Source organism: Dyella sp. 01N36, assembly GCF_056399745.1.
This window is the reverse complement of the sequence record NZ_JBFTRY010000102.1, coordinates 1-12,179: the sequence shown is the minus strand read 5'-3', so window position 1 is coordinate 12,179 and position 12,179 is coordinate 1. Positions and strand designations below refer to the sequence as shown.

At 64.8% G+C, this 12,179-nt stretch carries 13 protein-coding genes; 5 read left to right on the top strand and 8 right to left on the bottom strand.

What is annotated here, in order from left to right:
* On the bottom strand, positions 1 to 1,618 hold a 1,618-nt coding region (locus tag AC1DMG_RS14760), incomplete at its 3' end, for a DEAD/DEAH box helicase (protein WP_477180689.1).
* Positions 1,619 to 1,737: 119 nt separating this feature from the next.
* On the opposite strand from AC1DMG_RS14760, the gene AC1DMG_RS14755 reads away from it, so the two are divergent.
* Genes AC1DMG_RS14755 through rimJ form a run of 3 tightly spaced genes read left to right on the top strand, consistent with a single transcriptional unit; the run spans position 1,738 to position 3,933 of the window.
* Positions 1,738 to 2,487, top strand: coding sequence for an SDR family NAD(P)-dependent oxidoreductase (locus tag AC1DMG_RS14755; protein ID WP_441604353.1), 750 nt, complete (start codon positions 1,738 to 1,740; stop codon positions 2,485 to 2,487).
* Between the two features lie 49 nt (positions 2,488 to 2,536).
* Positions 2,537 to 3,385 carry an S-formylglutathione hydrolase gene (gene fghA / locus AC1DMG_RS14750; RefSeq protein ID WP_441604352.1) on the top strand — a complete coding sequence of 283 codons (849 nt, stop codon included), beginning with the start codon at positions 2,537 to 2,539 and terminating at the stop codon, positions 3,383 to 3,385.
* Positions 3,382 to 3,933, top strand: coding sequence for a ribosomal protein S5-alanine N-acetyltransferase (rimJ, locus tag AC1DMG_RS14745; protein ID WP_441604351.1), 552 nt, complete (start codon positions 3,382 to 3,384; stop codon positions 3,931 to 3,933). Before fghA ends, rimJ begins: the two co-directional genes overlap by 4 nt.
* Positions 3,934 to 3,952: 19 nt before the next feature.
* On the opposite strand, the gene AC1DMG_RS14740 is transcribed toward rimJ, so the two are convergent.
* The 3 genes from AC1DMG_RS14740 to AC1DMG_RS14730 all read right to left on the bottom strand — a co-directional run bounded on the left by AC1DMG_RS14740 (position 3,953) and on the right by AC1DMG_RS14730 (position 6,847).
* On the bottom strand, positions 3,953 to 4,423 hold the full coding sequence (locus AC1DMG_RS14740; RefSeq protein ID WP_441604350.1) for a pilin: 471 nt from the start codon (positions 4,421 to 4,423) through the stop codon (positions 3,953 to 3,955).
* Between the two features lie 249 nt (positions 4,424 to 4,672).
* A complete protein-coding gene (locus AC1DMG_RS14735; protein ID WP_441604349.1) occupies positions 4,673 to 6,010 on the bottom strand; it encodes a DEAD/DEAH box helicase in 1,338 nt (445 codons plus the stop codon).
* Positions 6,011 to 6,181: 171 nt separating this feature from the next.
* The gene (locus AC1DMG_RS14730; RefSeq protein ID WP_441604348.1) at positions 6,182 to 6,847 is read right to left on the bottom strand and encodes a class I SAM-dependent methyltransferase; all 666 of its coding nucleotides are present in this window, start codon (positions 6,845 to 6,847) and stop codon (positions 6,182 to 6,184) included.
* Positions 6,848 to 7,001: 154 nt separating this feature from the next.
* On the opposite strand from AC1DMG_RS14730, the gene AC1DMG_RS14725 reads away from it, so the two are divergent.
* Together AC1DMG_RS14725 and AC1DMG_RS14720 are read left to right on the top strand one after the other, a co-directional pair.
* Positions 7,002 to 8,243 (top strand): MFS transporter, encoded by a 1,242-nt coding sequence (locus AC1DMG_RS14725; RefSeq protein WP_441604347.1) that lies wholly within the window; start codon positions 7,002 to 7,004, stop codon positions 8,241 to 8,243.
* A 48-nt stretch (positions 8,244 to 8,291) separates the two neighbouring features.
* Entirely contained in the window at positions 8,292 to 8,777 is a 486-nt protein-coding gene (locus AC1DMG_RS14720; RefSeq protein WP_441604346.1) for an FKBP-type peptidyl-prolyl cis-trans isomerase, read from the top strand.
* 805 nt (positions 8,778 to 9,582) lie between these two features.
* Here the strand turns inward: AC1DMG_RS14720 and AC1DMG_RS14715 are convergent.
* The 4 genes from AC1DMG_RS14715 to AC1DMG_RS14700 all read right to left on the bottom strand — a co-directional run.
* The gene (locus tag AC1DMG_RS14715; RefSeq protein ID WP_046972943.1) at positions 9,583 to 10,011 is read right to left on the bottom strand and encodes an organic hydroperoxide resistance protein; all 429 of its coding nucleotides are present in this window, start codon (positions 10,009 to 10,011) and stop codon (positions 9,583 to 9,585) included.
* Positions 10,012 to 10,015: 4 nt separating this feature from the next.
* A complete protein-coding gene (locus AC1DMG_RS14710; RefSeq protein ID WP_441604345.1) occupies positions 10,016 to 10,474 on the bottom strand; it encodes a MarR family winged helix-turn-helix transcriptional regulator in 459 nt (152 codons plus the stop codon).
* Between the two features lie 145 nt (positions 10,475 to 10,619).
* Positions 10,620 to 11,192 (bottom strand): C40 family peptidase, encoded by a 573-nt coding sequence (locus AC1DMG_RS14705; protein WP_441604344.1) that lies wholly within the window; start codon positions 11,190 to 11,192, stop codon positions 10,620 to 10,622.
* 95 nt (positions 11,193 to 11,287) lie between these two features.
* On the bottom strand, positions 11,288 to 12,179 hold an 892-nt coding region (locus AC1DMG_RS14700), incomplete at its 5' end, for a hypothetical protein (RefSeq protein ID WP_477180688.1).

Sequence of the window (12,179 nt, the reverse complement as noted above, 5' to 3'; positions counted from 1 at the left end):
GGCCGATGTGGCCGCTTTCCAGGCCGGCTTCGTTGGCGATGGCGCCGATGATGTTGCCCGGCTTGACGCCGTGCTCATGGCCCACTTCCACGCGGAAGGTACGCTTGCCTTCTTCCGTGTGATGCGGGCGCACGGGGCGCGGCGTGAAATCGCGGGGGCCACTGTCGCGATCGTGCGGAYGATGTTCGCGTTCACCGCGATGCTCGCGCTCGCCCCGGTCACGGCCATGCTCGCGTTCACGACCCTGCGGTTCGCGCGGGGTGAATTCGCGCTTGGCCGGCGGCGTCAGCAGCAGCGGCTGGTTGCCTTGGGCGATGCGTGCCAACGCGGCAGCGATTTCGACGGCCGGGATATTGTGTTCCTGCTCGTACTGCTCGATCAGCTGCTGGAACAGCTGCAGTTCGCCCACCGCGATGGTGTCGCTGATGCGCTGCTTGAACTTGGCGATGCGCACGTCGTTGACTGCTTCCACCGTCGGCAGCTTCATCTCTTCGATGGGCTGGCGGGTGGCGCGTTCGATCGCGCGCAGCATGCCTTTCTCGCGCGGCGTGACGAACAGGATCGCCTCACCGCTGCGACCCGCGCGACCGGTGCGGCCGATGCGGTGCACGTAGCTTTCGGTGTCGTACGGGATGTCGTAGTTCATTACGTGGCTGATGCGTTCCACGTCCAGACCACGCGCGGCCACGTCGGTGGCCACCAGGATGTCGAGCTTGCCGTCCTTGAGCTGCTGGATCACGCGCTCGCGCTGAGCCYGCGCGATGTCGCCGTTGATGGCGGCGGCGGCAAGACCTCGCGCCTGCAGCTTCTCGGCCAGTTCTTCGGTGGCCGACTTGGTGCGCGCGAAGATGATCATCGCGTCGAACGGCTCGGCCTCGAGGATGCGGGTCATCGCGTCGAGCTTGTGCATGCCGCTGACGAACCAGTAACGCTGGCGGATATTCGCCGCGGTGGTGGTCGACGACTTGATCGTCACTTCGCGCGGATCTTTCAAATGCTGCTGCGCAATCTTGCGGATCGGCGTGGGCATGGTGGCGGAGAACAGCGCCACCTGGCGCTGCGGCGGGGTCGCCTGCAGCACTTTCTCGACGTCGTCGATGAAGCCCATGCGCAGCATTTCGTCGGCTTCGTCGAGCACCAGGAACTTCAGCTCGGACAGGTCGAGCGTGCCGCGATCGAGATGGTCGATCACGCGGCCGGGCGTACCCACCACGATCTGCACGCCGCGCTTGAGCGAGTGCAGCTGCGGGCCATAGCTCTGGCCGCCATAGATCGGCAACACCTGCAGGCCTGGCATGTGCGTGGCGTAACGCTGGAACGCTTCAGCCACCTGGATGGCCAGCTCGCGCGTCGGCGCCAGCACCAGCGCCTGCGGCTTGCCGGGCTTCAAATCGATGCGCGAAAGAATCGGCAACGCGAACGCGGCGGTTTTGCCGGTGCCGGTCTGCGCCTGGCCAAGCACGTCGCGACCTTCCAGCAGCGGCGGAATGGTGGCGGCCTGGATCGGCGAGGGCGACTCATAGCCGACATCGGTGAGTGCGCGCAGCAGCTCCGGATGAAGGCCAAGCGCAGCAAAGCCGACGGCTGCCGGCTGGGAATCGGAAGACGGGGAGGACATGGGGGAACCTCGACATGGCATGCACGAGGGCATGCGGGAGAATGACGGTATTGTAACAGGCTGGCCCGGTCGCGCCGGGATTTTTGTGCTAGCTGATGGCTATTGGGTGAGGATTATTCATGTCTGGACGTCTTGATGGTCGAGTTGCGCTGGTCACTGGCGCCTCGTCGGGGATAGGTGAGGCCACCGCGCTGGACCTGGCTGAGGCGGGGGCAAAGGTTGCTATCGCGGCCCGTCGTCGCGACCGTCTGGAGGCGCTGGCCGTGAAGCTGCAAGCGCTGGGCGCCGATCCGCTCGTGCTCGTGGCCGATCTCGCCGACGAGCACGAAGCCCAGCGCATCGTGTCCGAGACGGAAGCGCGTTACGGCCGCCTGGACATTCTGGTGAACAACGCCGGCGTGATGTATCTGGAGCCAGTCGAAGAGGCCGATCTCGGCCGCTGGCGTCACATGCTGGAGCTGAACGTGCTCAGCCTCATCGCCTCCACGCAGGCTGCGTTGCCCGGCATGCGCCAGCGCCGCGACGGTCACATCGTGAATATCTCGTCGACGGCCGGGCGCGTGGCCAATCCCAACGCCGCCGCGTATTCGGCGACCAAGTTCGGCGTTGTGGCGTTTTCCGAAGCGTTGCGCCGCGAGGTCTACCAGCACAATATCCGCGTCACCGTGATCGAGCCCGGCGTGGTGGAGACGGAACTGCGCGACCACATCGGCCACGCTGTCACCAAGGACAACCTCAACGCCTGGGCCGACAGCATGCGCCAGCTGCAGTCGGTGGACGTGGCGGAGGCCATCACGTTCTGCGTGTCGCGTCCTTCACACGTCAACATCAACGAAGTGCTGATGCGGCCCACCGACCAGGAGCGCTGAGACAAGCGCATTATCATTGGCAGGCTCTGTTTCAGCACAAGGATTGACCATGACAGGGATCGAAACGATCTCCGAGCAACGCTGCCACGGTGGCGTGCAGGGGTTTTACCGACATCAATCGGACAGTTGCGGCGGACCGATGCGCTTTGCGCTGTTCCAGCCGCCGCAAGCGGCACAGCAGGCGTGCCCGGTGCTGTATTTCCTCGCCGGCCTGACCTGCACGGAAGAAACCGCGACGATCAAGGCCGGCGCCCAGCGGCTGGCCGCCGAGTTGGGGCTGATCCTGGTGATGCCCGATACCAGCCCGCGCCAGACGGGTTTGGACGGCGCCACGGGTGACTGGGAATTCGGCGAGGGCGCCGGCTTCTATCTCGATGCCACCCAGTCGCCGTGGTCGTCGCGCTTTCGCATGCACAGCTACATCGTGGATGAACTGCCTGCGCTGATTGCAGGGCATTTTCCTGCCGATATCGCCCGCAGCGGCATCACCGGCCATTCGATGGGTGGCCACGGCGCGCTCACCATCGCCTTGCGCCATCCGGATCGATACCGCTCGGTATCGGCCTTCGCGCCGATCGTGGCGCCTAGCCAGGTGCCGTGGGGGCAGAAGGCATTCCCGCGTTACCTTGGCGACGATGTGAAAACCTGGGCGGACTATGACGCCTGCGAACTGGTGCGTACGCACCGTTTCGACGGCACCATCCTGATCGACCAGGGCGAAGCCGATGGCTTTCTCGCCACCCAGCTCAAGCCCGAGTTGTTTGACCAGGCCTGCGCCGAAGGCGGCCAGTCCTTGCTGCTGCGCCGGCATGGCGGTTACGACCACAGCTACTACTTCATCACCAGTTTCATCGACGACCACCTTCGTCATCACGCCGAGGCGCTGGGGGCGTTGTGAGCGTGTTGCATCCCATCACCACGCGCCGCGCGGTGCTGCGGCTGGTCGAGGTGGCCGATGCGTGGAAACTGCTGCGTTATCGCGAGCAGAACCGCGAGCATCTGGCGCCCTGGGAACCGTTGCGCGACGACGCTTACTACACCCTTGACCACTGCGTGCAGACGTTGGCGGAATCGCGCGAGGCCGTGCGGCTGGATCGGGCCTATCCGTTCTTTGCGCTGGACCTGTCGGGCCAGGAAATCCTCGCCAGCTTCACCTTCGCCAACGTGGTGCGCGGTGCGTTCCAGGCCTGTCACCTGGGCTATAGCGTGGCCCAGCGCAGGCAATCGCAGGGCTTGATGCAGGAAGTATTGGAAACGGCGCTGCCTTGGGCCTTCCATCAGTTGGACATGCATCGTGTGATGGCCAACTACATGCCGCGCAATGAACGCAGCGGTCGCTTGCTGGAGCGGCTTGGTTTTGAGCGCGAAGGTTATGCCAAGCGCTACCTGCAGATCGCCGGCGTGTGGGAAGACCACGTACTCACCTCGCGCATTCGAGAGCCGTAGCTACCCGGGCGCGCGCGACTCAGCCCTTGGTGGAAGCCGATGCCGGCAATGCGGGGCGTGTGCAGCGTGCAGGCATCCATTGGGTGGCGCCGGCAATGATGTCGCAACTCCACACCACCGGGGCATTGCCGCCGGCCGCTGAATTGTCCAGGGGTGTGAGAAGAAAAACGGGGTCGGGTGTCGCGCCGGTGTTCTGCGTCGCAATGGTGATGCGCCCGGTTTCGGAGACGTCGATCTTCGACGTATACGCACTGACCGACGATGTGGCGTTGAAGGTGAGGTCGCCAGGTTTGAGCTGGCTCAGCCCGCCGCGCACGGTGGCGGCTTCCATCACTACCAGCTTTGCCGCTTCACCGGACTGGAGTGCTTCGTCCAGGCGTTCGGACACGTGATGATTGCGCCAGGTGGGAATCGCTATGGTGGCGACCACGGCCACGATGGCGAGTAGTGCAAGGCCGATCATGATGGGCTTGGATCGTTCGCCGCTCATCTCGATGCTCCTTTACCGTGACTATGTTTGGACAAATCCCGTGGCAAGCGAATGAGAGATTCGTCAAAGCTATTTGGGCAGCTACGCCACAAGGGCGTGCGCACACCTTCGCATAGTTCGTTGGCACTCGGGCCAACATGACGCGTCACGGTTCAGGAAATAGCGCRGGTAACTTGCACAGCCCAGTGGGGCTGTTGGTACAGCGTGAGGCCTCGGCGCCTGAGCGCGAGGCCTCACCATGGGGCGTGCTTACGCCTTGGCAGCGGGGCGACCGCGGCGCTGACGCTTGCGGTTGCCTTCGGCCGGACGCTCGCCGCCGCCGAAGCCATGGCCCGAGCCATGACCGTGCGGGCGATGCGACCCCTGCGGACGGCCACCCTGCGGGCGAGCAGCCGGGCGCGCCTGGCGCTGGCCCTGCACCGGACGCGGTGCAGCGGCGTCCGTGCGCAGCGGATGCGACGGCTCGAAGCCCGGCACGTCGCTGAAGGCGATGTCCTGCTTGAGCAGCTTGCGGATGTCACGCAGCAGGCCCGACTCGTCATGGCTCACCAGCGACACGGCCATGCCCTCGGCGCCAGCGCGACCGGTGCGGCCGATGCGGTGCACGTAGTCTTCCGCGACCATCGGCAGGTCGAAGTTGATCACGATGGGCAGCTGATCGATGTCGATGCCGCGAGCCGCGATATCGGTCGCCACCAGCACAGTCACGCGGCCAGTCTTGAAATCGCTCAGCGCACGCGTGCGCGCGTTCTGGCTCTTGTTGCCGTGGATGGCGGCGGCACGCAGGCCGGCAGCACCCAGGAACGTCACCAGCTTGTCGGCGCCGTGCTTGGTGCGGCTGAACACCAGGGTCTGGCGGCGGCTGTCCTGCGACAGCACGTGCAGCAGCAGGTCGCGCTTCTTGCCCGCGTCCACCGGATGCACGTGATGCGTAACTGTCGTAGCCACGCTATTGGCCGGGGTCACCGACACTTCGCGCGGCTGATGCATGAACTGCATCGCCAGCGCCTTGATCGGGCCCGCGAAAGTGGCCGAGAACAGCAGCGTCTGACGCTGCTTGGGCACGGCGGACAGAATGCGCTTGAGCGCCGGCAGGAAGCCCATGTCGAGCATGCGGTCGGCTTCGTCCAGGATCAGCACTTCCACGCCGGACAGATCCAGCGAGCGCTGCTGCATGTGATCGATCAGGCGGCCCGGCGTGGCGATGACCACGTCCACGCCGCGACGCAGCGCCTGCATCTGCGGGCCCATGCTGACGCCGCCAAAGATGGTGGTGCTGCTGACGCGCAGGTACTTGCCGTAGTCGCGCAGGTTCTCGTGCACCTGGGCCGCCAGTTCACGCGTGGGCGTGAGCACGAGGGCACGAGGGCGACGGGTCTGGGTGGCGCCGGCGTTGGACAGGTGCTGCAAGAGCGGCAGCGCGAACGCCGCGGTCTTGCCGGTACCGGTCTGGGCAGCAGCGAGCAGGTCGCCGCCTTCCAGTACAACCGGAATGGCCGCAGCCTGGATGGGGGTAGGGACGGCGTAGCCTTGGTCGGCAAGCGCGCGCAACAACGCGGGCGCAAGGCCCAGCGATTCGAAAGTCATGGAAGCTCCAGAGCAACCCGGAGCGTTCGAATCGAACCGCGTTGCAGTATCAGTAAGGGGGAGGCACGACGGAAGGTCGTGACAGGGGAGTATAGCGCAATTCTGAATTAGCTGCTTGGTTTGCCAAACCGGGTCGCCAGGGCCGGGTGTGAAGCCCTGGTTTCGGGGTCTTCAGGCCCGTGCCCGCTCTGCCACCACCAGGTAGCTGTCAAACGGCATCTTGCCGTGCAGCGAGCGGATGCTGACCGAAAGACCGGCGGCCTCGAGCTGCCCGCGCAGCTCGTCGGCACTGGGATAGTGCTGGGCGCCCACCCGCATCCAGCCACTGGCGCTCAGGAAGAACTCCGAAACGCGCGTGAGGGCATAACGCCAGCTGCGTTCGCGCAGCACGTTGCGTATCACCAGCAGGCCGCCCGGGGCGACATGCACCATGGCGTTCTCCAGCAATGCACGCTGGCCGTCGCGGGGCAGGTAGTGCAGCACGTCGAGCAGGGCCACATGGCCGCGTATGGGCTGCTCCGCCACACCATCGGTCTGGCGCAGCTGCAGCACGCCATCGAGACCCGATTGCCGCAAGGCGCGGTTGCCAGCGTCGATCTTGCGCGAGTCGTTGTCCACGCCCAGGTAGCGCGTGACGACGCCGCGCGCATGCAGGTATTGGCCGAGCAGGCCGATGCCGCAGCCGATGTCCAGCAGTGGCATCGGCCGGTTCATCACCAGGGCCGCCGTCGCCGCGTACGCAGGGTCGGCCGCCAGCTTGCCCTTGACGTAGCGGCGCTGGAGCCAGTGGTCGTACGAGTTGGCGATGCGATACAGGGTGGCATCCATGGGCGACATGTCAGCCCACTCCATGGCTGCGTGATGTGAAGGCGAGCATGCCTTCAAACTTTGGCCGGCACTACTCCCGGCTTGCGCTAGGGCGGCGGTGATGGTTCGCTTGGCGCCCTGCGAGCCGCCCGGGCGGTCGTGATCCTTCACCGTGGAGCAACACATGTCGCCGTTCGCGCCCTTTCGGGAGCTCACCACCACCCAGCGGCACACCGTGCTGGCCAGCTTCCTGGGCTGGACGCTGGATGCGTTCGATTATTTCCTGCTGACCTTCGTAATCGTGGGCGTGGCGCAGGAATTCCACGTCGGCAATCAGGAAGTGGCATTCGGTCTGTTGCTCACGCTGGCGGCGCGTCCCATCGGTGCGCTGTTGTTCGGGCGCCTGGCCGATCGCTATGGCCGGCGTCCCATCCTGATGCTCGATGTGATTCTGTTTTCGGTGTTCGAGCTGGCCACGGCATTCTCCACCTCGCTCACCATGCTGCTGGTGCTGCGTTTCCTGTTTGGCGTGGCGATGGGCGGCGAATGGGGCATCGGCGCATCGCTGGCGATGGAATCGATTCCGCCCAAGGCGCGCGGCGTGGTGTCGGGCCTGTTGCAGAGTGGCTACCCGGTCGGGTTCTTCCTGGGCGCGCTGGTGAACTGGCTGCTGGTCGATCACATCGGCTGGCGCGGGTTGTTCATCGTCGGCGCCTTGCCCGCGCTGCTGGTGTTGTACATCCGCCGCAGCGTGCCGGAGTCGGAAGTTTGGAAACAGGAACGCGCGGCCAAGGACAAAAAGGGCCTGCTCGAATCGATGCGCGGCCACTGGAAGCTCGCCCTCTATCTCATGCTGCTGATGATGGCGTTCAACATGTTCAGCCACGGCTCGCAGGACCTGTACCACACCTTCGAGGAGGAGGGCCTGCATCTGCCCACCGGCTCGGGCGCGGCCTTCATGCTGGTGGCGATGCTCAATCTCGGTGCACTGGTGGGCGGCCTGTTCTTCGGCGCGTTGTCGGAGCGCATCGGCCGGCGCAAGGCCATCATCCTGGCCGCCTTGCTCGCCATTCCGGTGATTCCCCTGTGGATGTACGGCAATACGTTGGCGCTGCTGGCGCTGGGTGCGTTCCTGATCCAGGTGATGGTGCAGGGCGCCTGGGGTGTGGTGCCGACGCACCTCAACGAACTGGCCCCCGAGGGCATGCGGGGCACCTTGCCCGGCTTTGCCTACCAGACCGGCAACCTGCTGGCCGCGGTGACGGCCAATGCCCAGCTGTGGATCGCCCGGCAACATGGCGGCCTGGCATTCGCCATGTCGGCCTGGATGGCCGCCGTCGCCGTGCTGCTGGCCTTCCTGGCCTGGGTGGGTCCCGAGGCCCGTGGCGCCCGCTTTGGCCGCTCCCCGCCGGGCACGGGCGAGTAGCCGGGCAGGCTGCTAGAATTCAGCGTTTGATCCATCACGAGACATGCAATGAAGGCTGGCAAGGACAAGGTCATCTCGCTCCACTACACGCTGACGGTGGACGGTGAAAAGGTCGAGAGCTCCCTCGACCGTAACGAACCGCTATGGGTACTGCTCGGCCACGGCCAGCTGATCCCGGGCCTGGAAAAGGCGCTGGAAGACCATGAAGCAGGCGAAAACCTGCAGGTCGAAGTCGCCGCCGCCGAGGGCTATGGCGAGCGCCAGCCGGGCATGACCCAGCGCGTGCCGAAGAAGTACTTCCAGCAGGCTGCCAAGCTCAAGCCGGGCATGACCACGGTGTTGGCGCTGAAGGAAGGCGGCCACCGCGTGGTGGTGGTGGAGAAGGTCGGCATGACCACGGTCGACGTTGACTTGAATCATCCGATGGCGGGCAAGACGCTGAATTTCGATGTGACCATCAATGAAGTGCGCGATGGGACTGAGGAAGAGATTTCGCATGGGCATGCGCATCCGCCGGGTGCGGAGGTGCACTAATTTTTTCCGTCGGCTTTCTCCTTTGGGGAGGGGCTAGGGATAAAGGTAGGCCTAATAGAAGCCGCTCCAGACGGAGCGGCTTTTTTTTGCTCGTCATCCCGGCGCAGGCCGGGATCCAGTAGCGATCGTCTCCGGTTGTCGCCTTGTCGCCAGCGTGCCGCCTACGCGGCGGGCGTTTMGTCTGCCTGCCGGCAGCCGAGTTACTTTTCTTTGCTTGCCCACGCACGCGCAGGAGCGCGTGCGAACGGCGAAGCCGGCCCGAAGGGCGGAGGGCAGGGTGCCCGGAGTAAAGAAAAGTAACCAAAAGAAAGGGCCCCCGGATGACGCGCCTTCCGGGCCTACGGCCCTCCAGGTGCGCGGGCGGGCTCCGGGGTTTTTCGACAGGACATCCCTGTCCTGTCGAAAAACTGGCCGCATCCATGCGGCCACCCTKCGGGCTTTCCTCCACCCGCCCGCCGCGTCATACGGGGMCCCCGGGGATCAAGAGCCGTACAACGCGACGTCGCTGGGCCAAGCAGCTCCCTTGTAGGAGCGCACTTGTGCGCGACCAGCCGACGGAGCGCTACATCCCAGCGCCTCGGTCGCGCACAAGTGCGCTCCTACAAGGGTTGGCAGGTCTGGGGATAACGGATCAACGTTGCCGGTCGGCTCTTTGTGGGAGCGCACCCTGTGCGCAACGCCTACGAAGCGAAATCTCCAAACCTGCAGATCGCGCACACCGCTGCTCCTGCCTCGCGTCGACACAGGCCACAAACAACAACGGCACCTCGCGGTGCCGTCATCGTTTCCAACCTGGAATACCAGATCAGACCAGCGTGATTTCCACATCCACATTGCCGCGCGTCGCATGCGAATAAGGGCAGATATCACGATGCGCTGTGTCGACCAGTTCCTGTGCCACGGCGCGGTCGATACCCGGCAGATTCACTTCCAGCTTCACGGCGATGCCAAAGCCCGTCGGTTCGCGCGGACCAATGCCCACGTGCGCGGTCACCGAGGCGTCCTTCAGCGTCACGTTCTGCTGGCGGGCCACGAAGCGCACGGCGCCTTCGAAGCAGGCGGCATAACCGGCGGCGAACAGCTGCTCGGGGTTGCTGCCCTGGCCACCCGGACCACCCAGGCCCTTGGGCACGACCAGCTGCAGGTCTAGCACGCCGTCGTCGCTCTTGGCGTGGCCTTCGCGGCCGCCGTGAACGGTGGCGGTGGCGGTGTAGAGAATCTTGCTGATGTTCATGGGTTTAGTCCTCGCTTGGGGAGAGTTGGATCTGTTGGGTAAGTCGCTTCAGTTCATCGCGCAGGGTTTGCATCTGATCGAGTGAGAGCTGCATGCACTGCGCGAGACATTCGGGAATGCCGCTGGCCTTGTCGCGTAGCGCCAGGCCGGCGTCGGTAAGACGGATATCCACCACGCGCTCGTCTTCCTTGCGGCGCTGGCGTGCCACCAGGCCGGCGGTCTGCAGACGCTTGAGCAGGGGTGTGAGCGTTCCGGAATCCAGCTGGAGGCGCTGGCCGAGTTCGCCCACGGTGAGCCCGTCGCGTTCCCACAGCACCAGCATCACCAGGTACTGCGGATAGGTCAGGCCCAGCGGTTCGAGCAGCGGCCGGTACAGCCCCGTGACCGAGCGCGACGCGGCATACAGCGCAAAGCACAGTTGCTGGTCGAGCAGGAGCTGGTTGGGGGTCGGTTGCCGTTTCATAGGAGAGATACTAAGCGCAAAATTAAATTGTGTACAATTCAATTTCTCAATCGAAACGATAGGCGGAGCCTAAAGTGGCCTGGGAATGCGGGGTGTGAAGCGCGACAGGCGTGGCGGCGCGCTGGCTGGCCCGACGAGCGCCGGATCAGTCGAGCAGTCGCTTGCCGAACTCGAAATGGTCGCGCCAGTAGGGGCCGTCGATATCGTCCAGCCTCACCGTGCCGCCGCTGTTGGGCGCATGCACAAAGCGGCCTTTACCTACGTAGACGCCCACGTGGCTGATGCCACCCGAACCACCGAAGAAGACCAGGTCACCGCTCATCAGCTCGTTCATCTGGCGAACCCGCTCGCCGCTCAATTGCGACATTTCACGGGAGCTGTGGGGCAGGCTCAGACCCGCCGCATTGCGGTAGATGTAGTCGACCAGGCCGCTGCAATCGAAGCCGCTGTCGGGCGTATTGCCGCCCCAGCGGTACGGCGTGCCGACCAGCGCGATGGCGCGGAACAACACATCGTTGGCCGTACCGGTGGCGCCGCTAGGGGCGCGAGCGGGCAAATTGGCCAGGGAGGAGCGGGAATCTTTGTAGGTGGGCTCGGGGCGCCGGCTGCTGCTGGCGCAGGCCGCGAGCAGCAGGACGGCGCCGACGACCAGGGCGCGTTGCGCAAGACGCCACCATGCCAAGTGCGCACAGGCAGGATGGGCGAAGTTGGGGCGCATCTCGTCTTCCCTGGTCTTGAGACGAGCCCGAGGTTATCAAATCAATAAGTTGGAAGAAAGTTCTAAGTGATCGCTGGAGGTGCGATCTCCGGACGTCATGAGCCGGGCTGGTTCACGGTGATGCGCCGCTCACTGAGCTTGCGGCCTTCCCTGTCGCGGCTGCTGAGCCTGTACTCGCCCGGCCACAGGTAGAGCGAGTTCATCACGTTGTCGGTCAGCAGCACGTAGCGATCTGCCGGGATGGCGTCGTCGCTCTCATTGGCGTAGCGGGCTTCCACGATGCAGGGGAACTGGCGCTGGCACATCTCACTGGAGATCACCCGGGTCTGCCGTGCGCCACCCAGTTCCAGCCAGTGGGGGCGGCGCTGGTGGCCGGAACGCGGAAGGATCACGTCGACGTCGTGACGATCCGGGTCCGATGCCCACACGCTGCCGTTCTGGCGGCTGAGCAGCACCGAAGGCTTGTCGACGGGGAAGGCGGCGGACAGCTGGTTGTACAGATCCGTCTTGGGCATCGGGCCGATGTCGCGCCACCGAGTCTGGTCGATCGACAGCGGATCGAATCCAGTCAGCTGCTTGAGCTGCATGGCCATCGGCTTGATGGTCTTGCCCAGGTTGCCGACGGCCTTGTCGATATGGGCGTAACCGGCATGCACGAACAGGCGCGCCTTGGGATCGTTCTTGAACACCTGGCGATAGAGCAGCTGCGCCTGGCCCGATTCGCGATCAGCCAGGGCATCGGCGTCGGACTCATAGGCCACCACCTTGAAGCCCAGTCGTATCGCTTCCCGGATGATCTGGCCATAGATCGGCTCGTGCAGATACTCGCTGCCGCTGCTGGCAATGGGATAGCCGCGCTTCATGAGCTCCGTGTCGCCGTTGGCCAGCGCCTCGGCAGCGAAATAGGTGAAGCCCTCCGCGCGCAGCTTCGGCAGCAAGGCCAGCGTGAGCTCACGGGTATGGGCGTCGTGGTGAGCTTCGTTGATC

Bases quoted from the DNA above. Each gene is read 5' to 3' on its own strand.
- AC1DMG_RS14755 (WP_441604353.1), top strand. From the start codon at position 1,738: ATGTCTGGACGTCTTGATGGTCGAGTTGCGCTGGTCACTGGCGCCTCG.
- fghA (WP_441604352.1), top strand. From the start codon at position 2,537: ATGACAGGGATCGAAACGATCTCCGAGCAACGCTGCCACGGTGGCGTG.
- AC1DMG_RS14740 (WP_441604350.1), bottom strand. From the start codon at position 4,423: ATGAGCGGCGAACGATCCAAGCCCATCATGATCGGCCTTGCACTACTC.
- AC1DMG_RS14735 (WP_441604349.1), bottom strand. From the start codon at position 6,010: ATGACTTTCGAATCGCTGGGCCTTGCGCCCGCGTTGTTGCGCGCGCTT.
- AC1DMG_RS14730 (WP_441604348.1), bottom strand. From the start codon at position 6,847: ATGTCGCCCATGGATGCCACCCTGTATCGCATCGCCAACTCGTACGAC.
- AC1DMG_RS14725 (WP_441604347.1), top strand. From the start codon at position 7,002: ATGTCGCCGTTCGCGCCCTTTCGGGAGCTCACCACCACCCAGCGGCAC.
- AC1DMG_RS14720 (WP_441604346.1), top strand. From the start codon at position 8,292: ATGAAGGCTGGCAAGGACAAGGTCATCTCGCTCCACTACACGCTGACG.
- AC1DMG_RS14715 (WP_046972943.1), bottom strand. From the start codon at position 10,011: ATGAACATCAGCAAGATTCTCTACACCGCCACCGCCACCGTTCACGGC.
- AC1DMG_RS14710 (WP_441604345.1), bottom strand. From the start codon at position 10,474: ATGAAACGGCAACCGACCCCCAACCAGCTCCTGCTCGACCAGCAACTG.
- AC1DMG_RS14705 (WP_441604344.1), bottom strand. From the start codon at position 11,192: ATGCGCCCCAACTTCGCCCATCCTGCCTGTGCGCACTTGGCATGGTGG.